Below are 24432 nucleotides of genomic sequence, written 5' to 3'. Positions count from 1 at the left end.
CGGAGGCTTATTTGCCACCTTCTTTCAGGCCCAGGTCAGCCAGTGCCTTGGCGGCAACTTTGGCTGGCAGCGGGATGTAGCCGTCTTTCACTACAACTTCCTGGCCCTGTTTGGACAGAACCAGCTTCACGAACTCGGCTTCCAGCGGGGCCAGAGGCTTGTTCGGGGCTTTGTTGACGTAGACGTAGAGGAAGCGCGACAGCGGGTATTTGCCGTTCAGGGCGTTTTCTTCGCTGTCTTCGATGAAGTCAGTGCTGCCTTTCTTGGCCAGGGCCACGGTCTTCACGCTGGCGGTTTTGTAACCGATGCCCGAGTAACCGATACCGTTCAGCGAGGAGCTGATGGACTGCACAACCGACGCCGAACCAGGTTGTTCGTTCACGTTAGGTTTGTAGTCGCCCTTGCACAGGGCTTCTTCCTTGAAGTAGCCGTAGGTGCCGGATACCGAGTTACGACCGAACAGTTGCACTGGCTTGTTGGCCAGGTCGCCGGTCACGCCCAGGTCGCCCCAGGTCTTGACGTCAGCTTTGGCGCCGCACAGACGAGTCGAGGAGAAGATCGCGTCGACTTGTTCCATGGTCAGGTGCTGGATCGGGTTGTCCTTGTGCACGAACACGGCCAGGGCATCCACGGCAACCGGAATAGCGGTTGGCTTGTAGCCGTACTTCTGCTCGAAGGCAGCCAGTTCGGTGTCCTTCATCTTGCGGCTCATCGGGCCCAGGTTGGAGGTGCCTTCAGTCAGCGCAGGAGGTGCAGTGGCGGAGCCGGCGGCCTGAATCTGGATGTTGACGTTCGGGTATTCCTTTTTGTAACCCTCAGCCCACAGGGTCATCAGGTTTGCCAGGGTATCGGAACCAACGCTGGACAGGTTGCCCGACACACCAGTGGTCTTCACGTAAGCCGGAATTGCCGGGTCAACACCAGCGGCTACCGCGTTAGCGGTCGCAACGCCAGCAGCGACAAAAGTCATTGCCGCCATCAAACGTTTCAGTTTCATGCCTTGCTCCTAGCAGATAGGGATAGTTGGATCGGGGCCAAGTATCGGTAGGCCGTGTGAACACTCTATGTCTGGAATATGACAATTAGATGAAAGGCCAGCATTTATGAAAAAGCTGACAGGAAGGAGAAACGTCAATAAATCCGGGGCTTGCGAGGAGGCTGGAGCGATTTCGTGGAAACAATCTGTAATCGTTGTAAGGCAAAATCTGTGGCGAGGGAGCTAGCTCCCGTTGGGTCGAGTAGCGGCCCCCAAAATGGAACTGCTGCGCAGTTCAACGGGAGCAAGCTCCCTCGCCACAAGGTTATCCGTCAGTTTTCAAAAAACGTGTCAGCGCCCACGCTTCCACAGGTACCCACCCACGGCCATCCCCATCACGCACAGGACAGCCACGTAGTAAGCGGGGCCCATCGGGCTTTCCTTCATCAGCAGCGACACCGCTAAGGGTGTCAGGCCACCGAATACGGCGTAGGCGACGTTGTAGGAGAACGACAAACCACTGAAACGCACCACTGGCGGGAACGCTTTCACCATGACATAGGGCACCACACCGATGGTGCCTACAAACAGGCCGGTCAAGGCGTACAACGGGAACAGCCAGTCCGGGTGAGCCATCAGGCTGTGATAGAGCGTCCAGGAAGTTGCCAGCAACAGCGCGCAACCGATGATCAGCACACGCCCGGCACCGAATCGGTCGGCCAGGGCCCCGGAGGCAATACACCCCAGGCTCAGGGTGACGATGGCCAGGCTATTGGCCTGCAGCGCCACCGTAGGGCTGAAGTGGTAGACCGTTTGCAGCACGGTCGGCGTCATCAGGATAACGACGACCACACCGGCCGAGAGTAACCAGGTCAGCAGCATCGACAACACGATGGCCCCACGGTGGTCACGCAACACGGCGCGCAATGGCAGCTCGGCCGCCAGGGTCTTGCGCTGCTGCATCTCGGCGAAGATCGGCGTTTCGTGCAGCCAGCGACGCAGGTACACCGACAACAGGCCGAACACACCACCCAGCAGGAACGGAATCCGCCAGGCGTAATCCGACACCTGCTCCGGGCTATAAAGGGTGTTGATGGCAGTGGCCACCAGCGAACCCAACAGAATGCCCGCCGTCAGGCCGCTGGTCAGGGTGCCACAGGCATAACCGATGTGACGGGGTGGCACATGTTCGGAAACAAACACCCACGCGCCTGGCACTTCACCGCCAATCGCCGCGCCCTGGATCACGCGCATCAGCAGCAACAGGATCGGCGCCCACAGGCCGATCTGCGCGTAGGTCGGCAGCAGGCCCATGATCAGGGTCGGCACGGCCATCATGAAGATGCTCAGGGTGAACATCTTCTTGCGCCCCAGCAGGTCGCCGAAGTGCGCCATGATGATCCCACCCAGCGGGCGCGCCAGGTAGCCGGCGGCGAAGATGCCGAAGGTCTGCATCATGCGCAGCCATTCGGGCATCTCGGCAGGGAAAAACAGTTTCCCGACCACTGTGGCGAAAAACACGAAAATGATGAAGTCGTAGAATTCCAGCGCCCCGCCCAAGGCAGACAGCGACAGGGTTTTGTAGTCGTTGCGGGTCAGCGGGCGCGAGGGTTGCGCACTGCTTGCGGGCACGGAGGACATGGCAAGGCTTCTCTTATAGTAGTCAGGACGGCAAGCCCGGGACTTGCGGCAGGCTTGGCAAGATAGCAAATCGCTTGAAAAAGCACAGCGTTGGGCCGTTAACAGTTCAGATAAGCGAAATATTCCCGTAGCAGAAGCGCAATTAGCATGAGCAGGAGCACAGTTGCCGGAAAAAGCCGCGATACAGCCTCTATTTACCGACCAAATGAGCGCCGGGAGGTCGTCGTGGCGCCGACGGCTCGATATACTCGCCCATTGCAAGCGCCAGACCCGCATCCTTGAGGGGCTGCTGTGCCAAAACGCCGTTGGCTGCCCGCCAGCCGATTTGGCAGAGTTTCCCTTTAGTACGCCTTACGAGAAACGCATCGAGCGGTGTATGTTGGTGCTGAAACGTTTTTCCAGAGACGGCTATCCACTTGAAATACCCATAAAGCGTCACGGGTCAGAGGCACCGGCATGATCGAACTCGAACAAGAAGATCCTATCCCGCAAGGCGATCTCGCCCTGCAAATTACCGCACTCCCGCGTGAAACCAACGGTTTCGGCGACATCTTCGGCGGCTGGCTGGTCGCGCAGATGGACCTGGCCGGCACCGCCATGGCGAGCAAAGTTGCCGGTGGCCGCGTCGCGACCGTGGCGATTGATCGCATGGCATTCCTGGTGCCGGTGGCCGTCGGCGCGCAGTTGTCCTTCTATACCCAGGCCCTGGAAATCGGCCGCAGCTCGATCCAGATGATGGTCGAAGTGTGGAGCGACGACCCGCTGTCCAGCGAATGGCGCAAAGTCACCGAGGCGGTGTTTGTGTTCGTTGCCATTGATGGCAGCGGTCGCACCCGGTCGGTTCCGTCACGGGCGCGTTAAACATCGCGACGTTTTGACGGTCCATTGCCCCATTGTCTGCCATTGAGAGCGCGCGCCTATGTCTACGCCCAACGTTGAAACCGTAAAACTGGATGAGCTGAACGCGTGGCGCATCCGCCATAACGGCGCCGAATTGGTGGTGGCCCAGCAAGGCGCGCATATCGTCAGCTACCAGAGCGCTGGCGAGAAGCCAATCATCTGGCCCAACGATCAGGTGGTGTACAAGAAAGGCAAAGGCATTCGTACCGGCGTGCCGGTGTGCTGGCCATGGTTTGGCGTGTTCGACCGCAACCCGCAAAGCGTCAAGGCGATGTACCAGGGTGACGAGCCGGCTGGGGCGCATGGTTTCGTACGGACCGCGGACTGGACGCTGGCTGGCGTGGAAGCTGAAGGCACGGCGTTGCGGGTTGAACTGGAACTGCCGGTGCCTGAAGGCGGCTTCCCGGGTTGGCCGCATCTAGTTGACCTGAAGATGAGCATCCTGCTGGATGATCAACTGCACATCCGCCTGACCAGCCATAACCGTGGTACCGAGACCGTCAGCCTCAGCCAGGCACTGCACAGCTACTTTGCCGTCAGCGATGTACGCAACGTGCAGGTCGACGGCCTGGACGGGCGAACCTATATCGACACCGCCGACGGTTGGACCCACAAGCAGCAATCCGGGCTCCTGCACTTCACCGCCGAGACCGACCGCATCTACCTCGACACGCCAGCGCAACTGAACATCGTCGATAGAGACTGGCAGCGCCGCGTCCAACTCACCAGCACAGGCTCGCGCTCGACGGTGATCTGGAACCCGTGGACCGAACGCGCCAAGGCTTTCAGCGACATGGCCGACGACGGCTGGCAGGGGATGCTGTGCATCGAGACCGCGAACGTGCTGGATGATGCAGTGACACTGGCGCCGGGTGAGAGCCATACCCTGGGCGTGAGCATCGCCGGTATTGCCCTGTAAACCCATTCCAATGTGGGAGCTGGCTTGCCTGCGATTGCGCAGTGTCAGCCAACAGAGATGCAGACCGTCAGGCCCTCATCGCAGGCAAGCCAGCTCCCACATTTTGAATTGTGTCGCGGCTTACAAATCCGACTCTTTGACCGCCCGCACTTTCCCCGCATCCAGCGCATACGCCGCATCGGCCAGGTCATTGTTGACCTTTTCCACCTTCAGCGTGCCCGTCACCCACAGCGGCGTGTAGATGTCATCCAGCTTCAAACCCTTGGGGTAACGCACCAGCACCAACTGGTTGGGCGGCGGTGGCGGCACGTGGATGCAGGCGCCCGGGTAAGGCACCAGGAAGAACAGCGTACTGCGGCCCTTCGCGTCGGTTTCAAGCGGCACGGGGTAGCCGCCGATGCGGATGTTCTTGCCGTTCATGGCAGCCACAGTCTTGGTGGAATACATCACCGCCGGCAACCCCTTGCTTTGCTTCAGGCCACCCTTTTCGGTGAAGGTGCCTTGGGCTTCCGGGGAGTTGTGATCGATTTCCGGCATTTCTTCGAGGGCTTTCTGGTCCGACTTGGGCATCAGTTCCAGCCAGTCGGTTTCCGGCAGTTCGCCAGCGTGGGCCAACCCGGTGCATAGAAGAAGGGATAACAGGAGACGGCGCATGGAGAAGCTCGGCAAGGATTACAGTGCCGGCATTCTAGCCCTCTGCGCCTGCGCAGCGCAGAGGGCTTGGTCGCTAAATTACTTCTTTTTCAGCAAACCGTAGATCACCAGCAACACCACGGCACCCACCAGCGCACCAATGAAGCCTGCGCCTTGGCCCGCCTGATAGATGCCCAGTGCCTGGCCACCATAGGTCGCAACCAGCGAACCGGCGATACCCAGCAGGATGGTCATGATCCAGCCCATGCTGTCGTCGCCTGGTTTCAGGAAACGCGCCAGCAGGCCGACGATCAAACCGATAAAGATGGTTCCAATGATACCCATGGCATTTCCCTCTGATTGAAGTGAGCTAAGTCAAAGCCTAGTCAGACTTTGGCTTCCTGCAATCAGAGGGTGGCGGGTACCAATGGTTCCCGCCCGGCCTTGGGTTATTGCTCGGCGATCAGCGCTTCGACCTTGAGGATCTGCGCTTGCAGCGTCGCGCGGTCCTTGCAGCGCAGGTTGGCGTGGCCGACCTTGCGCCCGGCCTTGAACGCCTTGCCGTAGTGATGCAGATGGCAGTCATCAATCGCGATCACGCGATCAACCGGCGGCACCACGCCGATGAAGTTGAGCATGGCGCTCTCACCGACCTTGGCCGTCGAGCCTAACGGCAAGCCCGCCACCGCCCGCAGGTGGTTTTCGAACTGGCTGCACTCGGCGCCTTCGGTGGTCCAGTGCCCGGAGTTGTGCACGCGCGGGGCGATTTCGTTGGCCTTGAGGCCACCGTCGACTTCAAAGAACTCGAACGCCATCACGCCGACGTAATCCAGTTGCTTGAGCACACGGCTCGAATAATCTTCGGCCAGGGCTTGCAGCGGGTGGTCGGTGCTGGCCACGGACAGCTTGAGGATGCCGCTGTCGTGGGTGTTGTGTACCAGCGGATAGAAGCGGGTTTCACCATCCCGTGCGCGCACGGCAATCAGCGAGACTTCACCGGTGAACGGCACGAAGCCTTCCAGCAGGCAGGCGACGCTGCCCAATTCGGCGAAGGTACCGACCACATCGGCGGCGGTGCGCAGGACTTTCTGGCCCTTACCGTCATAACCCAGGGTGCGGGTCTTCAGCACAGCCGGCAAGCCGATGGAGGCGACTGCAGCGTCCAGGTCGGCCTGGGACTGGATGTCGGCGAAGGCCGGCGTCGGGATGCCCAGGTCCTTGAACATGCTCTTCTCGAACCAGCGGTCACGAGCGATGCGCAAGGCTTCGGCGCTCGGGTACACCGGCACGAACTGCGACAGGAAGGCCACGGTTTCAGCCGGGACACTTTCGAACTCGAAGGTCACCAGGTCGACTTCATCGGCCAGTTGGCGCAGGTGATCCGGGTCGCTGTAGTCAGCCCGCAGATGTTCACCCAGCGCAGCCGCGCAGGCGTCCGGCGCCGGGTCCAGGAAAGCGAAGTTCATCCCCAGCGGCGTACCCGCCAGGGCCAGCATGCGGCCCAGTTGGCCGCCACCGATTACACCGATTTTCATCGTCAACAACCTCAGGCAATGCGTGGGTCTGGATTGTCCAGGACGCTGTCTGTCTGTTCAGCACGGAATTTTTTCAGCACCGCGTGGAACTGCGGGTGCTTGGCGCCGAGGATGCTGGCGGACAGCAAGGCTGCGTTGATCGCGCCGGCCTTGCCGATCGCCAGGGTGGCCACCGGAATACCGGCGGGCATCTGCACGATGGACAACAGCGAATCCACGCCCGAGAGCATCGACGACTGCACCGGAACGCCCAGTACTGGCAGGTGAGTCTTGGCCGCACACATGCCTGGCAGGTGAGCTGCACCGCCGGCACCGGCGATAATCACCTCGATGCCACGGGATTCTGCTTCATCGGCATACTGGAACAGCAAATCCGGAGTGCGGTGGGCGGAAACCACCTTCACTTCGTAGGGAATGCCGAGTTTTTCCAGCATATCGGCGGTGTGGCTAAGGGTGGACCAATCGGACTTGGAGCCCATGATCACGCCAACCAATGCACTCATCGTCGTGCCTCTTCTCTCTGGGCGCCCGCAGGCGCGTCAAAAAACAACAAGCCACGCGGGAAATCCAGCGTGGCTTGTTGTACGAATTAAGGCCGGTTGGACCGGCCGAAGGCCGCGCAGTATACCGTAATAACGCAGATAAACAGCCCCTGGCATGACCATCTGTCTTACACCTCAAACAGGCGGTTTTATTGACTTCCAGGTCAGCGAAAACACCACAAAATACTGTGGGGAGCTGGCTTGCCTGCGATGGCGGAGGGTCAGTGCCTGAAATGTCAGCTGATACACCGCTATCGCAGGCAAGCCAGCTCCCACATTTAACCGCGTTCAGCCGCCGGTGCCTGCGCCGCACCACCTTCCAGCTTGCGCCACAGCAACCGCACATTCGCCTTGCGCACCAACGCGCAGCGATACAGCCGGATCTCCAGCGGCACATGCCATTGCGGGCCGCCGCACACCACCAGTTCGCCCCGGGCCAGCTCGGCGCGCACGCTCAACTGCGGCACCCAGGCGATGCCCAAGCCTTCAAGGGCCATGCTTTTCAGGCTGTCGGCCATGGCGGTTTCGTAAATCGTGGTGAAGCGCAGCGCCCGCTGGCGCAGCAGCAGGTTAACCGAACGCCCCAGGAAGGCGCCGGCGCTGTAGGCCAAAAGCGGCACACTGCCCTCGCCTTCCAGGTCGAACAGCGGCTTGCCATCGGCATCCGCGGCGCACACCGGCAGCATCTCGGTGTTGCCCAGGTGCAGCGACGGGAAGATTTCCGGGTCCATCTGCATGGCCGCATCCGGGTCGTAGAACGCCAGCATCAAATCGCAGCCGCCTTCCCGCAAGGCATGCACGGCGTCGCCCACGTTGGTGGCGACCAACCGCGTGGCGATGTTCAGCCCTTCGTTGCGCAATTGCGCGATCCAGCGCGGGAAGAAGCCCAGCGCCAGGGAGTGCGCCGCCGCGACTTGCATGACTTCACCCTGCCCGCCTTCCAGGTGATGCAAGTGCCGCAGCACTTCACCGAGCTGCTCGACCACGGTGCGCGCGGTGACCAGGAACAGCTGCCCCGCCGCCGTCAGTTCGACAGGCGTGCGTGAGCGATTGACCAAGGTCAGTCCCAGCGCGGCCTCCAGGCTACGGATGCGCCGACTGAACGCCGGCTGGGTGACGAAGCGCCGCTCAGCCGCCTGGGAGAAGCTGCGGGTGGCAGCCAGGGCGCTAAAGTCTTCCAGCCATTTGCTTTCAAGGTTCATCACATCCTCCCGGGGCACGCACCATTTTGGCACACACGTCCGTCATGGTAACGGGGTCACACCGACATTATGCCGTTTATGCATAGGCCAGTGTTTAACAGCATTGGCCCAAAATCTCCTGCAAGCCTAGCATTCACAGCGTTCCGGCCTAGCCCGGGTCCATATCGAGATGATTTCCGTCATGTCCTCCGCTGCATCTTTCCGCACAGAAAAAGACCTGCTTGGCGTACTCGAAGTACCCGCTCAAGCGTATTACGGCATCCAGACCCTGCGAGCGGTGAATAACTTCCGCCTCTCGGGCGTTCCGATTTCGCATTACCCGAAATTGGTGGTCGGCTTGGCAATGGTCAAGCAGGCAGCTGCTGACGCCAACCGCGAGTTGGGCCAGCTCAGCGAAGCCAAGCACGCTGCCATCAGCGAAGCCTGTGCCCGTCTGATCCGCGGCGATTTCCACGAAGAGTTCGTGGTGGACATGATTCAAGGCGGCGCTGGCACTTCAACCAACATGAATGCCAACGAAGTCATCGCCAACATCGCGCTGGAGGCCATGGGCCACAGCAAGGGCGAATACCAATACCTGCACCCGAACAACGACGTGAACATGGCGCAGTCCACCAACGACGCCTACCCGACCGCGATCCGCCTGGGTCTGCTGCTGGGCCACGACGCACTGTTGGCCAGCCTCGACAGCCTGATTCAGGCATTCGCCGCCAAGGGTGAAGAGTTCAGCCACGTCCTGAAGATGGGCCGTACCCAGCTGCAAGACGCCGTGCCGATGACCCTCGGCCAGGAATTCCGCGCCTTCGCCACCACCCTCGGTGAAGACCTGGCTCGCCTGAAGACCCTGGCGCCTGAGCTGCTGACTGAAGTGAACCTGGGCGGCACCGCCATCGGCACCGGCATCAACGCCGACCCGCGTTACCAGGCCCTGGCCGTCCAGCGCCTGGCGACCATCAGCGGCCAGCCGCTGGTACCGGCTGCCGACCTGATCGAAGCCACCTCCGACATGGGCGCCTTCGTGCTGTTCTCCGGCATGCTCAAGCGTACCGCGGTGAAGCTGTCGAAGATCTGCAACGACTTGCGCCTGCTGTCCAGCGGCCCACGTACCGGCATCAACGAAATCAACCTGCCGGCGCGCCAGCCAGGCAGCTCGATCATGCCCGGCAAGGTCAACCCGGTGATCCCGGAAGCCGTGAACCAGGTAGCGTTCCAGATCATCGGTAACGACTTGGCACTGACCATCGCGGCCGAAGGCGGCCAGCTGCAACTGAACGTGATGGAGCCGCTGATCGCCTACAAGATCTTCGACTCGATCCGCCTGCTGCAACGCGCCATGGACATGCTGCGCGAGCACTGCATCGTCGGCATCACCGCCAACGAAGCCCGCTGCCGCGAACTGGTGGAGCACTCCATCGGCCTGGTCACCGCGCTGAACCCGTACATCGGCTATGAAAACGCCACCCGCATCGCCCGTATCGCTCTTGAAAGCGGCCGCGGCGTGCTGGAACTGGTGCGCGAAGAAGGCTTGCTCGACGACGCCATGCTCGACGACATCCTGCGCCCCGAAAACATGATCGCTCCACGTTTGGTCCCGTTGAAGGCCTAAGCGTTTGTTGCACCGCTCACCAGGTTGAGGGACTAGACACCTCTCACCTTTTGAGGGCCTGAAGGCTCGTTCTTCAGGCCCTTTTTTTTGCCTCAAGGTTGCGAAATGATGCCAATAAAAACGCCAAGATCGCCCCACAAAACCGCCTTGCCCGTAACGCCGTGGCTGAAACCTTTAATCGCCTCGTGCAGACGGATCACACACTCCTAGGTATAGTGCCGCCCCTCTTCGCGTCAGCGGTCGTCGGTAACGAGACCCTGGAAGCGCGAAACCGCATGAATAACAACACCCGCAAAAGGATTGGGGCGAAGCGTCGTGCACTGCCTGGTGCCGAGCGATGCATCGGACCGTCCTGCGTTTGCCATTAGAAAAATCAGCGAGGAACACTCCATGCTAGAAGTCATCAACGACTTCCTCTCAGGGAAAGTATTGATCGTGCTCATTGTCGGGCTCGGTGGTTACTTCACGATCCGCTCGCGTTTCGTTCAGTTGCGTCACTTTTTCCACATGTTTTCGGTGTTTCGCGACAGCCTGAAAAGCAGCGCCGGCCAGCTCAGCTCGTTCCAGGCGCTGATGCTCAGCCTCGCCGGGCGCGTGGGTGCCGGCAACATCGCAGGCGTCGGCATTGCCGTGACCCTGGGTGGCCCGGGCGCCGTATTCTGGATGTGGGTCACCGCACTGGTGGGCATGTCTTCGAGCTTTATCGAGTGCTCCCTCGGCCAGCTCTACAAACGCACAGACGCTGAAGGCACCTACCGTGGTGGCCCGGCGTATTACATCCAGCACGGCCTGCACAAACGCTGGTTGGGCATGGTGATGGCGTTCCTGCTGCTGGTGACTTTCGGCTTCGCCTTCAACGGCCTGCAAGCTCACGCTGTAACCCACTCGCTGAACAATGCATTTGGCCTCGACACCACCTACACCGGCCTGGCCCTGGCCGTGCTGCTGGGCCTGGTATTCATCGGCGGGATCAAGCGTATCGCCTCGATCGCCGACCTGCTGGTGCCGGTCAAGACCCTGGTCTACATCGCGGTGACGCTGTACGTGATCGTGCTGCAATTTGACCACGTGCCGGCCATGCTCGCGACCATCGTCAAGAGCGCCTTCGGCCTCGACCAAGCCTTCGGTGGCCTGGTGGGCAGCGCGATCATCATGGGCGTGAAACGCGGCGTGTTCGCCAACGAAGCCGGCCTGGGCAGTGCGCCTAACGTGGCGGCAGTCGCGTCGGTAGAACACCCGATCGCCCAAGGCGTGGTGCAAGCGTTCAGCGTGTTCCTCGATACCTTCGTGATCTGCACCTGCACCGCGCTGCTGATCCTGCTCTCGGGCTTCTATACCCCAGGCTTCGAAGGCGACGGCATTGCCCTGACCCAGAACTCCCTGGCGGCAGTCGTTGGTGACTGGGGCCGGATGTTCATCTCGGTGGCCCTGGCGTTGTTCGTGTTCACCTCGATCATGTACAACTACTACCTCGGCGAGAGCAACCTGCGCTTCATCGTGGGCGACAACCGCAAGGTCCTGATGGGCTACCGCGCGCTGGTGCTGGTGCTGATTTTCTGGGGTTCCATCGAGAACCTGAGCACCGTGTTCGCCTTCGCCGACATCACCATGACCATGCTGGCGTTCGTCAACCTGTTCGCCCTGGCGTTCCTGTTCAAGATCGCCATGCGCATCCTGAATGACTACGACGGTCAGCGTGCTGCGGGCATCAAGACTCCGGTGTTTGATTCCAGCAAGTTCCCGGACCTGGACCTGGACCGCAAGGCGTGGCCGGCGAATCCGGTGAAGCCCGAGCCAGCCGCTCAAGCGACGGCAGAACTGAACGCTCAAACGCAACGCTAAACCTAGATAGATGACACGCCGCCCGGCCTTGGGCATGCTCTGGGCCCGGCGGCGTTTTTCGTTCAGGAGATTCTTCAATGCAACCAGCCAACAACGTCATGGTGCTCTACACCGGCGGCACCATCGGCATGCAGGCCAGCGCAAACGGCCTGGCCCCCGCTTCGGGTTTTGAAGCGCGAATGAGCGAAGCCCTCGCCCAACTGAATATGCCAGCCTGGCGCTTCCGGGAAATGTCCCCGCTTATCGACAGCGCCAACATGACCCCCGCCTACTGGCAGCGCCTGCGCGCCGCCGTGGTTGAGGCGGTGGACGAGGGTTGCGACGCCGTACTGGTGCTGCACGGCACCGACACCCTGGCCTACAGCGCGGCCGCCATGAGTTTCCAACTGCTGGGCCTGCCCGCACCGGTGCTGTTTACCGGCTCGATGCTGCCGGCCGGTGTGCCCGACAGCGATGCCTGGGAAAACGTCAGCGGTGCGCTGGCGGCCTTGGGCGAAGGCCTGGCGCCGGGCGTGCAACTGTACTTCCACGGCGCACTGATGGCCCCGACCCGTTGCGCGAAAATCCGCAGTTTTGGTCGCCACCCGTTTGCCGCATTGCAGCGTAACGGCGGCGTCGCCAAGGCGGATATGATTCCGGCGGCGCTGCATTACCGCCAGCCCAAGGCGCTGATCAATGTGGGCGTGCTGCCACTGGTGCCGGGCATCGCCGCCGCGCAATTGGACGGGTTGATCGACAGCGGCATCCAGGCGCTGCTGCTGGAATGCTTCGGCAGCGGCACCGGGCCGAGCGACAACCCCCAGTTCCTCGCCAGTCTCCAGCGCGCGCAGGATAACGGCGTGGTGGTGGTGGCAATCACCCAATGCCATGAAGGCGGCGTGGAGCTGGATGTGTACGAAGCCGGTAGCCGCTTGCGTGGCGTGGGCGTGTTGTCAGGTGGCGGGATGACCCGCGAGGCCGCGTTCGGCAAGCTCAACGCACTGCTCGGTGCCGGCCTGCCGGTGGCCGAGGTTCGCCGCCTGGTGGAACTGGACCTGTGCGGCGAACTCGCCTGAGGCTGGTCGCCCTATATATCCACCCCCTGATCTGCCAGGCCGCTCCCTAGCATGAACCCCCCGAGGCATCGCCTCGGGTCGTTTTCATACGCCAGGGATGCCCGCCATGACCACACCCACCCCGCTCCGTCCAACGCCTGAAAGCCTGCTCACCCAACTGTGCCTGGGCCCCTCGTTTCGCGAGACCGCTTCGGTGCAGTTGCGCTATTCACTGCACACGTTATATCCCGCCTTGGCACTGGACCCGGATATCGTCCTGGTCTGCACACCCGCCTGGGGGGTTGTCGGTGACCAGGTTCAGCCACTCGAACCCCGCTACCAGACCCTCACCGATATCCTTGCGCACCAGGCTGTATCGGGCCTCCCGACCCTTTACATCGAGGGTGTGCATTTCTTGACCCAGCAGCCGCTCAGCGACCCACCGCTGCACTTGCCGGTGCGCATCGGCGAGATCGCCCAGATGCTCAATGTGCTGGCGCCCGTCATGCTCTGTGCCTTCCAGGAGCAACAGCTCAATTACTGGAACCGCATGATCGAAGGCCAACCCCAGTGGCGCACGCTGTCCAGCAGTCTGCAGGCGGTGTGGAATGTCGACGCGGTCGAGGGCTGGGACAGTGATGACTGTGCCATGGCCCGGGGACTGTTCAACGCCCCCGACCAAAGCAACCGTCAGGCTACCGACACCTATGCCAGCAAGGCCTACCTGATCGATATCTGCCAGGTGGAAGGCAACACCCTGACCGCGCTCAACCTGATGCCCATGGCCGTGCTGATCGGTACCCATCAATCGAGCTCGCGGATCCTCAGCCATTCGCTGGTGCATGGTTATCAGAAGTTTGCCACCCTGGAGAACCTGGGCAACGCCTTGGGCACCTTGATGGTACGTACGCAATTGCAATGGCGACTGTACCGCCCCGACGGCAACTTCTTCGACCAGCTGGCCTGCGCGCTGATCGGCATTCAGATCGAGGCCATTGCGGCCATTGATTTCCCCACCCTGCGCCAGGTCGATGCCAACCCCGAACCGCTCGGCGCACCGCCGGCCGTGCAGTCGCTGGTTGCCCGCCAGGACCCCGACCTCGACTGGTATCAAGCCCGGCTGCCCAACTGGCTGGCCAATGCCCTGACCAGTGACCTGAACCTGTACGCCCGGCACTTGAAGGACCTCGCGGCGCTGCACAGCCAGAACCAGGGCAAGTCCTACCAGGATGACATCCCGCCCTTGCGCGACTACGCCCTCACTCAACTGAAAGCGCGCATGACCGCCGACCATCCCGATGCAGCTCAACTGAACCTCAACGACCTTGAAATGCGCGTAGACAGCCAGGTGGTATGGGGCCTCTTCACCGTACCCGGACAGGTCGAGACAACCACGTTCCGGCTGGCGGACCTGGCGCTGCAAAACCTGATCGCCCTGCCGCTGGGCAACAAGACCTTGCGTTTGCACAACGCAACAAAGGCTCCCGCGTGGCTGACGGTGGCCTACGTCGAACGCTTGATCAGCCAGGCCGATATCGGCAACCGCTACCCGGCACTGGTCAAGGCCAAGCTGCTGGATGACTCACTGGAGTCAGCCCGCCGCCAGCAGCTGTACCGCCAGCACCTGCAGGTGCAGCTGCCGTTGCTGGCACTGCAATGCAAGATCCACCAGGAAGCGGGTATCGACGAACTCGGCTACCGGTACGTCGCGGCGCTGATGGAGACAGATGTTGCCAAGCGCCAGGTACAGGGTCAGAAGATTGTTTTGCGCCCGTTGGCATTTGCCCCGCAACGCCGGGCCGGAAACACAGTGGATGAGGTGGCCAACATGTTCGTCATCGGCCCTCAAGACCCGAGCGCGGGCCCTTGCCTGTTGTATCGGCCACTGTTCGACCAACCCTTGAGTCAATACCCGTCGCCCGCCAACTTGCTGTACACCCTGACCCAGGACCGCAACCTGCGCGATTCAGTGCTGGCGTGGCTGCCGGAAAGCGTGCGCAGCGACTACGTCAACTACGTGTTCCCAGGCGCATTGCCTTCGCCGTGGGCGGTGCTGCGGTTTCTGGTGGAGCCGACCAAGCTCTGGGCGATGTCCGGCCCCATGGCCTTGGGTACCCAAGTACTGCCTGGGGATCTGTTCGAGAGCTTGTTCCGCGCCAACGCCAAGGCCCTGGTGGAGCTGGCCGACCGCCAATCGGTGTCCAACACCGAAGCCCGCTGGGCGACATTCAAACGGGCCGGCTGGTTGCTGCTCAATGCTGCACTGCCGTTCCTGGGCCGCACTGCAGGTACAGCGGCGTGGATCTGGCAACTCATGGACCAGGTACAAGCCTTGGCCGACGCACAACAACGTGGCAAATCCGAAGACCAATGGCAGGCCTTCACCGAACTGCTGCTGAACCTGGGCATGGCTATCACCCTGCACGCCACCGGCCGCAGCCACCCCGCCAGCCGTCGCCTGCCGGGTTATCAGGCGGAAAAAGCCCCCCTCGCCCCGGCCAAACCCAAGACCAGCGTGATCCAGCAACAGCCGAACATCGCGACCACCGAACTGCCGGCCGGCCATCCACAGTCGCTGCATGTACTTGGCGCCGTCACCCGCACTCCCAGCGGCCTGGCACACCTGCTGGATCGCTTCAAGGTCAGCAAGCCCGAAGGGCTCGGGCAGGCCAGCGCCCAGGTCGACGTCCATCAGCATCTCTACCCGTTGGGTACGAAATGGTATGCGCCTGTGGGAGAGCGCTGGTTCGAAGTGCAGCTGGACGAAAACGCCAACGTGCTGATTGTCGACCCGAGCCAACCCGCCCACACCGGCCCGCTGCTGATTCATAACCTCAAGGGAGAATGGTTCATCGACACGCGCCTGCACCTGCGCGGCGGCGGGCCGAAAATCATGACCAAGAAAGCCCAGGACCAGGCCACCGTCAAAGCCGCCGAGGTTCGCGCGAAACTGGCACTGTTTGAAAGCGGCAAGCAGGCAGCCCAGCGCCAACTGGAGCTCGCGCGCCAAGCCATGAACAACGCCCCGGGCACCTCCGCCGACGCCCGGCGCCAGACTTACCTGGAGAAACTCGACACCCAGCGCAGCGCGTACGACGCCGCACTGCAAAATCTGCAAACCTTGAGCATCTTCACCAACATGCCCGACTACCAGCCTCGGGCACTGGGCTATCTCAAGGCTCAGCTCGATCTCAACCAGGCCGGCATCAGTGAAGTCCAGACCCGGTTCAGCCCCAAGCTCAAGACCGTGCTCGACCAGGTCGAACGCCAGATTGAAGCGCCCGGGGAACGGCATATCGAAGACGCGCGGCAAATGAGCGAGCTGATCCAGGACATGATCACTCGCATCGACTACACCACCTCCCGCTTCGACCAACTCAAGGGACTGGCCAGAGAGGGCCTGCAACTGATCCAGGAGACCAGGCGCCTGCTGCCGTCCTACACCAGCGATCACCTCAAGGCCCTACAAGTGATGCTGGCGCGCAACCTCTGCGTGTCCAAAACCACCCTCGGCACCGACCCACAGGCCTGGACGGCGATCGACCAGATTATCGACAAGGCGGCCATCGCAGTGCGAACCTTGAGCGACACCCTGAGCGAACGCAGCGAGTCGCGGCTCGATGAGCGCATCGAAACCCTGAACAGCCTGATTGATCAGTTCAAGCACGTGGATGAACGTCTGGAAGACTTCCCCGGAGAGTTTCCCGATTCCGCCCAGGACACGCCGATCCAGCAGTTGCGCCAGCAATTGAGTGAATTTTCCCAGCGCGCGTTGAGCAACCTGACCTTGCTGCATGCCGAACGCGACATGCTCAGGAATCGGCCAACCCCGCCGCCGACGCCGCCGCGCCCGCGCAAGAAATTCATCAAGACCCGCTTCGACGGCGTGCTGGTAGGCGAGCCACGCCTGACAGAACTTGGCCTGGAGACCCACTTGGTCGACATCAAGTCACCGCTGACCGACACCGTAATGGCGACCTTCCACGAGAAACTCCCGGGCCTGTGGTTCCGGCATATCGAGGCACCGGCCACGTCGCCTCCCGCGCCCGACCTGGCAACCAGCCTGCGCGATGGGCAGGCATTGATCGATGGCTTGCCCACCTTCAACCAGCGGGCCGCCGTGCAGATGGGCAAGCCTGCCCGCACCATCGAAGGCATCGAGCAGATGCTTCACCAGCACGCCATGCACCTGGAACAAGCGGATCGAGACATCGAGCACGCCTTGACCCTGATCAACGCCACGGAAAGTGATACCACTTCCGCCGCCGCCCTGGGCAAACAGCTCAGCCAGGCAGCCGAAGCGCTTTACCAAAAGGCTGCCCAGCATCGGTTGCAACTGACCAAACAACGCCCCCCCACCCTCGACGGCGTGGAATGGCTGAAAAACCGCAACGAAATCACCATCAAGAAAACCATCAACCGTCGCCGCCTCAAGGCACCCAGCCCGGACTACCTGGACGAGTACACCATCACCGAGCGCTCCACCCGCAAGATCCTCTGGTATGCGCACTTTCACTATTCGGCCGCCTGGACACCGGCCAAGGCGTTTATCTCGGCACGCCTGAAAACCCCGGACGAATTCCGCCGCGGCTCTGCTGCCGATACGACTGAAGGCTTGAGCGAGCACCAACTGGCCGCGTTTTACCGCAGCGAATTCAGCCTCGACCAGGCCACGCGGGTATTCTTCGCGATCGGCTGATGACGCGGCGCGGCATGTAACTTGCTCGGTCCAGGGCAGTCTCCGGCGGGAATTGCCCATGTTGCATTCACACCTCACCACCCTCAACGCCGTCTCCCTGGTACTCGGCACCTTCAAGGCCCAGGGCATGCCCAGCGAAGCGTTGCTGGCCGGCAGCGGTATCTGCGCGGCCGACCTGGGCCGCGCCGATGCGCGTATTACCACCCACCAGGAGATGCGGGTGTGTGCCAATGCCGTGGCGTTGCAGCAGGATATCGGCCTGGAACTGGGCCAGCGCATGCATGTTTCGTCCTACGGCATGCTTGGCTATGCCCTGCTCACCAGTGCCACCTTCGGTGACGCTTTGCGCCTGGCCCTGTGTTATCCCGCACTGTTGGGAACACTCTTCGAGCTGAGCCTGGTGCAAGAAGAGGAGCGCATCTGGTTCACCGCCAGCGATTATCGAGAAGACCCGGCGCTGGCGATGTTCAACGTCGAACTGTGCCTGGTCTCGTTGAAAGTCATCTGCGACGACTTGCTGGGTCAGCTCCTGCCCTTGCTCGGCGCGCGCTTTGAACACGACGCCCCGGCCTATCGGGCCCACTACGCCGAACACTTCGATTGCCCGCTGCAATTTGAAGCCACGGCCAATGCGTTTGCCTTCGACCGCCGCTGGCTAGACCAGCCATTGCCCCTGGCCGATGCGGTAACGCACCAGGCCATGGCCGAGCGCTGCCGCAAGCAGAACACCGAATTCACCGGGCGCCAGGCCTGGCTGGGGCGGATTCGCCAATTGCTGGGGTCGCAGTTGCACGCGGCCCCGGGCCTTGATGGGCTGGCGCTGCAGATGAACTGTTCAGCCCGCACCCTTCGCCGGCATTTGCAGAACCTGGGGTGCAGCTACCAGGAACTGCTCGACGAGCTACGCTTCGAGCGGGCCAAGCAGTTGCTGGGGGAAGATGCGCTGCCGATCCATCGGATTGCCGAGCAGTTGGGTTTCAGCGAGACCGCCAGTTTCCGCCATGCATTTGTACGCTGGAGCGGGGTCGCGCCCAGCCAGTTCCGGCCTTGATCCATTCAAGGGCATGGCTGCGCTATTGAGGGGCGAATTGCGGACAGATAATTTGGCCATATAGATCCCCTTTTGGCCGCTCCTGCCATTCTCATAAACCGCGCCCGCCGCAAGACTGGACCTCACCGATTCAGCCTGCGGAGAACAACAATATGCTGACGATCTACTCGGACGATCACCACCTGCACCATGGCCGGTGCGAGTTGATGGACGGGCAACTGATGCCGTGTTTCGAAATGCCCTCGCGCGCCGACCACGTGCTGCAACGCGTCAGGGATCGCGAACTGGGACCGGTGCAAGCCCCGGAGGATTTTGGCCTGGCGCCGCTGCAACGTGTTCACAGCCCGGCATACCTGGACTTCTTCAAAGACGCCTGGCAACGCTGGACGGCATTTGGCCAAGACGGAGACTTGCTGCCCTACACCTGGCCCGCACGCACCTTGCGCCGGGTCATCCCCACCAGCCTGCACGGCCAGCTCGGCTATTACAGCTTCGACGGCGGCGCGCCGATCACCGCCGGTACCTGGCAAGCGGCCTACAGCGCAGCGCAAGTCGCGCTGACGGCGCAACAGGCGATCCAGCAAGGCGCCCGCAGTGCCTTCGCCCTGTGCCGTCCGCCCGGGCACCATGCCGCCAGCGACTTGATGGGCGGCTATTGCTACCTGAACAACGCGGCGATCGCAGCCCAGGCGTTTCTCGACCAGGGCCACGGGAAGGTCGCCATCCTCGACGTGGACTACCACCACGGCAACGGTACCCAGTCGATTTTCTACGAGCGCAACGATGTGCTGTTCACCTCGATCCATGGCCATCCGGAAGCGGAATTTCCGTTCTTCCTGGGCTATGCCGACGAGTTGGGCGAAGGCGCCGGTGAAGGTTTCAACTTCAATTACCCGCTGCCTGCAGGTTCTGGCTGGGACCGCTGGAGTGCCGCCCTGGAGCAGGCGTGTGAGGAGATTGAACGCTATGGCGCCGACATCATCGTGGTCTCGCTGGGCGTGGACACCTTCAAGGACGACCCGATCTCCCAGTTCAAGCTCGACAGCCCCGACTACCTGGCGATGGGTGCGCGAATCGCCCGCCTCGGCAAACCGACGCTGTTTGTGATGGAAGGCGGCTACGCCGTGGAAGAAATCGGCATCAATGCCGTCAACGTTCTCGAAGGTTTTGAGGGATTCGCCCAATGAACATGCTCAAGCATCTCGTCCTCTGCGCTGCCGTGCTGAGCGGGGCCGCGCACGCCGAAGAAAGAACCCTGCGGGTCTACAACTGGTTCGACTACATCACCCCCAAGGCCCTGGAAGATTTCAAGGCGCAGAACCCCAGCGTCAAGCTGGTCTACGACATCTTCGACACCAACGAGGCCCTGGAGGCCAAGCTGCTGACCGGCAACTCCGGCTATGACGTGGTGGTGCCGTCCAACGTGTTCCTGGCCAAGCAGATCGAAGCCTCGGTGTTCCAGCCGCTGGACCGAAGCAAACTGCCCAACTGGAACCACCTCGATCCCAAGTTGATGAAGCTGATCGAGGCCAACGACCCCGGCAATAAATTCGCCGTGCCCTACATGTACGGCACCATCCTGATCGGTTTCAACCCGGACAAGGTCAAGGCCGCGCTGGGGGCCAACGCGCCCGTGGACAGCTGGGACTTGATCTTCAACGTAGAGAACATCAGCAAGCTCAAGCAATGCGGCGTGGCGCTGCTGGATTCGCCTTCGGAAATTCTGCCGCTGGCCCTGCAACACCTGGGCCTGGACCCCAACAGCAGCAACCCGGCGGACTATGTCAAAGCCGAAGCGCTGCTGATGAAGATTCGCCCGTACATCACCTATTTCCACTCGTCCAAGTACATGGCCGACATTGCCAACGGTGACATCTGCGTGGCGGTCGGCTATTCCGGCAGCTTCTCCCAGGCCGCCAACCGCGCCAAGGAAGCCAAGAACGGCGTGACCGTGGACATGCGACTGCCGAAAGAAGGCGCGCCGATCTGGTTCGACATGCTCGCCATCCCCAAAGGCGCCAAGGACCCGGAAGACGCCTACGCCTTTATCAACTATCTGCTGCAACCCGGCGTAATTGCGCCGATCAGCGATTTTGTCGGCTACCCCAACCCCAACAAGGACGCCACCGGGTTGGTGGATCCGGCGATTCGCAACAACCCCAACCTGTACCCGACCGAGGCGGCCATGGCCACGCTGTATACCCTCAAGCCCCTGGGACGTGATGCCGAACGGGCCAGGACCCGCGCCTGGACCAAGATCAAGTCAGGCACCTGATCGGTTACCGCCGGTTGCGCCTCAGCGCGTAACCGGCGCGTGCCAAACCTGGCCCAAGCGCTTCAACGCCTGACTGATCTGCGCCTCGGGCACGGCAGCAAACCCCAACACCAATCCGGCACGCTGATCCTGCGGCGTGAGTGAGTCCGGCAGCCAATAGTTGCTCAGGCCATTGATCTCCACACCCACCGCCGCGGCCTGGGCGATCAGCGCCTTTTCCCGCGCCAGGCTGTCGACCCGCACGGTCAAGTGCAGCCCGGCCGCCACTGACGGTAGGCGGCCAACGCCATCGATACCGGCGGGCCATTCGGCCACCAGCGCATTGAGCCGGCTTTGCGCGGCTCGGCGCATGCGGCGCACATGGCGTTGGAAATGCCCGGTCGCCATGAACTCCGCCATCACCGCTTGAGTGCTGACTTCCGAGTGGCGCACGTCCACCGCGCGGCGCCGGGCAAAGGCCTGGACCAGGCCGACCGGCAACACCAGGTAACCCAGGCGTAGCGCCGGAAAGGCCACCTTGCCGAAGGTCCCGACATACAGCACCCGCCCCGTACGATCGAGGGCTGCCAATGGCGCCAAGGGCGCGCCGCTGTAGCGGTACTCACCGTCGTAGTCGTCCTCGACGATCCAGCCGCCCGTACGCTCGGCCCAGGCCAGCAGTTCCAGGCGCCGGGCCAGGCTCATCACCACACCCGTTGGGTATTGATGCGACGGGGTGACGTAGGCCAGACGGCAACTGCCGAGGCCGTTCAAGGCAGCGCAGTCGATGCCCTCGCTGTCCACCGTCACGCCATGCAATTGGCCCCCCGCCACCGCGAACGCATGGCCCGCCGCGCGATACCCAGGGTTTTCGATGGCAACCGCATCGCCGGGCTCCACCAGCAACTGTGCACAAAGGCTGATTGCCTGCTGCGCGCCACTGGTGATCACTATTTGCTCAGCACTGCACTGCATGCCGCGAGAACTGCGCAAATAGGCAGCAATCAATCCACGCAGGCGCTCGTCGCCGGCCGGGTCGCCATAACACAGTTGCTGCAAGTCCGGCTTGCGCCAGAAAGCCGCATTCAGCTTGGCCCACACGTCGAAGGGGAACAGATCAAAAGCCGGTACGCCCACCCTGAAAGCCCTCGGCGGACCGCTGGGTGGAAGTGCCAAATGATTGTTTTCCACCCGCGCCAACGCACCGCTGTGGATAACTTGACTGGACGAAACCCCAGGTAAATCCGCCCGATTTGTGGATAACCCTGGGGATAAGCCTGTTGATAACCCTGTGGACACTTTTGTGGATAGTTTTTTTGCGGGCGTCGGCGTCTGCGGCAATTGCGCCACATAGGTGCCATCACCCACGCGGCCCTCAATAAATCCTTCGGCATACAGCTGGTCGTAAGCGCGGACCACGCTGTTGCGTGAGATCGACAGTGCCGCCGCCAGGTCGCGGCTGGCGGGGAGCCGGGTGCCACTGACCAGCCGGCCATCCAATACCCGCTGGCGCAGCGCCTGATAGAGCTGGCGCGTGAGGCCCTGGCGACGGTCCAACTCGATACCCGCCGGGTTGAACGAGAGCGGTGGTTCTAACGCAGGCATGGAATTGGACCTATGAAATTGACTGTAGATGGCTCTTACAACGAACCAATAGCCTGCCTAGGATGCAGGCATTCGCCAAGGAAAATCTTCATGTACACACCACGCGCCTTTGCCCTCGATGACTTGCCTGAAATCCAGCAACTGATCCAGCACACGCGCTTGGCGCAACTGGTGACCTTTGGTGAACAAGGCCTGCAAGCCAGCCATTTGCCGCTGCTGCTCAACCCTGATGAAGGGCCCAACGGCACCCTTTACGGGCACATGGCCAAGGCCAATCGCCAATGGCAGGACCTGCAAAATGGCGGCGAGGCCCTGGTGATTTTTGCCGGTGCCGAGGCCTACGTCAGCCCATCGTTCTACCCGGCCAAAGCCGAACACGGCAAAGTGGTGCCGACCTGGAATTACATCGCGGTACACGCCTATGGCACCGGCGAAGTGTTCACCGACACCGAGCGCCTGCTCGAGCTGGTCAGCGCCCTCACCGACCGCCATGAAGGCAAGCGCGCCCAGCCCTGGAAAGTCAGCGACGCACCGGCCGACTACATCGACAGCATGCTCAAGGCCATCGTCGGCTTTGCCCTGCCGATCCAACGCCTGGAAGGCAAACGAAAACTCAGCCAGAACCGCAGCCCGGCGGACATCGCCGGCGTTCGTAAGGGCCTGGCGGCCAGCACCGACGTGCGCGACCAGACCCTCGCCCGCTTTATTCCCAAGGAGCCAACATGAGCCAGATCGAAATCCGCCAGGTCACCGCTGCCGACCACGCCGCGTGGCTGCCCCTGTGGCAAGCCTACCTGCGCTTCTACAACACCGAGTTGCCGGACGCCGTCAGCCAGAACACCTGGCAACGCCTGATCGACGCCCATGAGCCGACCCATTCGGCCTTGGCCTGGCAGGACGGCAAGGCCGTAGGCATGGTCAACTTCATCTACCACCGGTCCAACTGGAGCATCGAAAACTCCTGCTACCTGCAGGATTTGCTGGTAGACCCGGCCCAACGTGGCACCGGCGTCGGCCGCAAACTGATCGAGTTCGTCTACACCACCGCCAAGGCCGATGGTTGCTGCAAGGTCCACTGGTTGACCCACGAGACCAACGCCACCGCCATCCAGCTGTACGAACGCATCGCCGAACGCCCCGGTTTTATCCAGTTTCGCAAAGGTCTTTAAGGAGAAGCACAGCATGACGACATCATTGGCCGACTGGAAAGGTGTCCCGGCGCCTACCGTCACCCTTATCGAAGGGCGCTTCATCCGCCTGGAAAAACTCGACCCGGCCCGCCACGGCGATGACCTGTTCAACGCCCTGCAAGGCCCCGGTGCTGATCCAAAGCTGTGGGACTATTTGCCTTACGGCCCGTTCCCCGAGCGCGCCGCCTTCGACGCCTGGCTGAACAACCACGCGTCCCACAGCGACCCGTACTTCTTCAGCGTGATCGACAAGGCCAGCGGCGACGTGCAAGGCATCCTCAGCCTGATGTCCATCGTGCCCGAGCAAGGCCGCATCGAAATCGGCCACGTGACCTTCGGCGCGCCGATGCAACGCTCTCCGAAAAGCACCGAGGCGGTGTACCTGCTGGCCAAGCACTCGTTTGAGCTGGGCAATCGTCGCCTGGAATGGAAGTGCAACAACGCCAACGCCCGCTCCAAAAATGCGGCCGAGCGGTTGGGTTTCAGTTTTGAAGGGGTGTTTCGCCAGCACACCGTGGTCAAGGGCCGGAACCGGGATACGGCGTGGTATTCGATCCTGGATGGAGAATGGCCGGCGATTGGGGCCGGGTTCGAGCGTTGGCTCTCGGATGAAAACCAGGCGGGTTCGGGTCAACTGAAAACGCTGGTGGAGTGCCGTACCTAAGCCACCCTGCCCCCTGACAAATGTGGGAGCGGGCTTGCTCGCGAAAGCGGTGTATCAGTCACAAATGTATTAACTGACCCACCGTCATCGCGGGCAAGCCCGGCTCCCACATTGTATCTTCAGCGTATCCGGGCCTTGT

General features: G+C 61.9%; 20 protein-coding genes. 12 read left to right on the top strand and 8 right to left on the bottom strand.

Annotation, left to right across the window (positions count from 1 at the left end; all coding sequences use genetic code 11):
- Positions 1–7: 7 nt before the first annotated feature.
- A complete protein-coding gene (locus JFU58_RS11795) occupies positions 8–997 on the bottom strand; it encodes a phosphate ABC transporter substrate-binding protein PstS (protein WP_003213401.1) in 990 nt (329 codons plus the stop codon).
- Positions 998–1327: 330 nt separating this feature from the next.
- Positions 1328–2617 carry an MFS transporter gene (locus JFU58_RS11790; RefSeq protein WP_063033811.1) on the bottom strand — a complete coding sequence of 430 codons (1290 nt, stop codon included), beginning with the start codon at positions 2615–2617 and terminating at the stop codon, positions 1328–1330.
- 456 nt (positions 2618–3073) lie between these two features.
- On the opposite strand from JFU58_RS11790, the gene JFU58_RS11785 reads away from it, so the two are divergent.
- Positions 3074–3478, top strand: coding sequence for an acyl-CoA thioesterase (locus JFU58_RS11785; protein ID WP_003176975.1), 405 nt, complete (start codon positions 3074–3076; stop codon positions 3476–3478).
- Positions 3479–3536: 58 nt separating this feature from the next.
- Entirely contained in the window at positions 3537–4436 is a 900-nt protein-coding gene (locus JFU58_RS11780; RefSeq protein ID WP_201140737.1) for a D-hexose-6-phosphate mutarotase, read from the top strand.
- A gap of 120 nt (positions 4437–4556) precedes the next feature.
- Here the strand turns inward: JFU58_RS11780 and JFU58_RS11775 are convergent, their stop codons facing one another.
- The 5 genes from JFU58_RS11775 to JFU58_RS11755 form a co-directional block, all read right to left on the bottom strand.
- Positions 4557–5090, bottom strand: coding sequence for a DUF3299 domain-containing protein (locus tag JFU58_RS11775; RefSeq protein ID WP_201140735.1), 534 nt, complete (start codon positions 5088–5090; stop codon positions 4557–4559).
- A 78-nt stretch (positions 5091–5168) separates the two neighbouring features.
- A complete protein-coding gene (locus JFU58_RS11770; protein ID WP_003213408.1) occupies positions 5169–5414 on the bottom strand; it encodes a GlsB/YeaQ/YmgE family stress response membrane protein in 246 nt (81 codons plus the stop codon).
- Between the two features lie 104 nt (positions 5415–5518).
- Positions 5519–6604 carry a 5-(carboxyamino)imidazole ribonucleotide synthase gene (locus tag JFU58_RS11765; RefSeq protein WP_017476761.1) on the bottom strand — a complete coding sequence of 362 codons (1086 nt, stop codon included), beginning with the start codon at positions 6602–6604 and terminating at the stop codon, positions 5519–5521.
- Positions 6605–6615: 11 nt separating this feature from the next.
- Positions 6616–7107 (bottom strand): 5-(carboxyamino)imidazole ribonucleotide mutase, encoded by a 492-nt coding sequence (purE, locus tag JFU58_RS11760; protein ID WP_003195648.1) that lies wholly within the window; start codon positions 7105–7107, stop codon positions 6616–6618.
- A gap of 317 nt (positions 7108–7424) precedes the next feature.
- Positions 7425–8348 carry a LysR substrate-binding domain-containing protein gene (locus tag JFU58_RS11755; protein WP_134327546.1) on the bottom strand — a complete coding sequence of 308 codons (924 nt, stop codon included), beginning with the start codon at positions 8346–8348 and terminating at the stop codon, positions 7425–7427.
- A gap of 181 nt (positions 8349–8529) precedes the next feature.
- Here JFU58_RS11755 and aspA point away from each other — a divergent pair, with 181 nt between their 5' ends.
- From aspA to JFU58_RS11720, 7 genes are all read left to right on the top strand, one after another.
- Positions 8530–9954: an aspartate ammonia-lyase gene (gene aspA, locus JFU58_RS11750; protein WP_003213415.1), complete on the top strand. Its 1425-nt coding sequence runs from the start codon at positions 8530–8532 to the stop codon at positions 9952–9954.
- A gap of 390 nt (positions 9955–10344) precedes the next feature.
- Positions 10345–11796 (top strand): alanine/glycine:cation symporter family protein, encoded by a 1452-nt coding sequence (locus JFU58_RS11745; RefSeq protein ID WP_063033806.1) that lies wholly within the window; start codon positions 10345–10347, stop codon positions 11794–11796.
- 77 nt (positions 11797–11873) lie between these two features.
- Positions 11874–12851 (top strand): asparaginase, encoded by a 978-nt coding sequence (locus JFU58_RS11740; RefSeq protein ID WP_063033805.1) that lies wholly within the window; start codon positions 11874–11876, stop codon positions 12849–12851.
- A 106-nt stretch (positions 12852–12957) separates the two neighbouring features.
- Positions 12958–17529 (top strand): hypothetical protein, encoded by a 4572-nt coding sequence (locus JFU58_RS11735; RefSeq protein ID WP_242488261.1) that lies wholly within the window; start codon positions 12958–12960, stop codon positions 17527–17529.
- 58 nt (positions 17530–17587) lie between these two features.
- Positions 17588–18580 (top strand): AraC family transcriptional regulator, encoded by a 993-nt coding sequence (locus JFU58_RS11730; RefSeq protein ID WP_201140731.1) that lies wholly within the window; start codon positions 17588–17590, stop codon positions 18578–18580.
- Positions 18581–18732: 152 nt separating this feature from the next.
- Entirely contained in the window at positions 18733–19767 is a 1035-nt protein-coding gene (locus JFU58_RS11725; RefSeq protein ID WP_201140729.1) for a histone deacetylase family protein, read from the top strand.
- Positions 19764–20855: a polyamine ABC transporter substrate-binding protein gene (locus JFU58_RS11720; protein ID WP_093203570.1), complete on the top strand. Its 1092-nt coding sequence runs from the start codon at positions 19764–19766 to the stop codon at positions 20853–20855. The genes JFU58_RS11725 and JFU58_RS11720 overlap by 4 nt, the downstream gene beginning before the upstream one ends.
- Positions 20856–20876: 21 nt before the next feature.
- On the opposite strand, the gene pdxR is transcribed toward JFU58_RS11720, so the two are convergent.
- Complete coding sequence (gene pdxR / locus JFU58_RS11715; protein WP_093203565.1) at positions 20877–22439, bottom strand: MocR-like pyridoxine biosynthesis transcription factor PdxR; 1563 nt, start codon at positions 22437–22439, stop codon at positions 20877–20879.
- Positions 22440–22529: 90 nt separating this feature from the next.
- Between pdxR and JFU58_RS11710 the strand changes: the two genes are divergently transcribed.
- The 3 genes from JFU58_RS11710 to JFU58_RS11700 are packed head-to-tail and all read left to right on the top strand — an operon-like array spanning position 22530 to position 24293.
- Positions 22530–23165: an FMN-binding negative transcriptional regulator gene (locus tag JFU58_RS11710; protein ID WP_177025238.1), complete on the top strand. Its 636-nt coding sequence runs from the start codon at positions 22530–22532 to the stop codon at positions 23163–23165.
- Entirely contained in the window at positions 23162–23608 is a 447-nt protein-coding gene (locus JFU58_RS11705) for a GNAT family N-acetyltransferase (RefSeq protein WP_201140727.1), read from the top strand. Before JFU58_RS11710 ends, JFU58_RS11705 begins: the two co-directional genes overlap by 4 nt.
- Before the next feature lie 13 nt (positions 23609–23621).
- Positions 23622–24293, top strand: a complete 672-nt coding sequence (locus tag JFU58_RS11700) for a GNAT family N-acetyltransferase (protein WP_201140725.1) — start codon at positions 23622–23624, stop codon at positions 24291–24293.
- The last annotated feature ends 139 nt before the right edge of the window (positions 24294–24432 follow it).

Source organism: Pseudomonas sp. TH34 (genome assembly GCF_016650865.1).
GTDB classification, from domain to species: Bacteria; Pseudomonadota; Gammaproteobacteria; order Pseudomonadales; family Pseudomonadaceae; genus Aquipseudomonas; species Aquipseudomonas yamanorum.
This window is presented reverse-complemented; position numbering and strand designations above follow the sequence as displayed.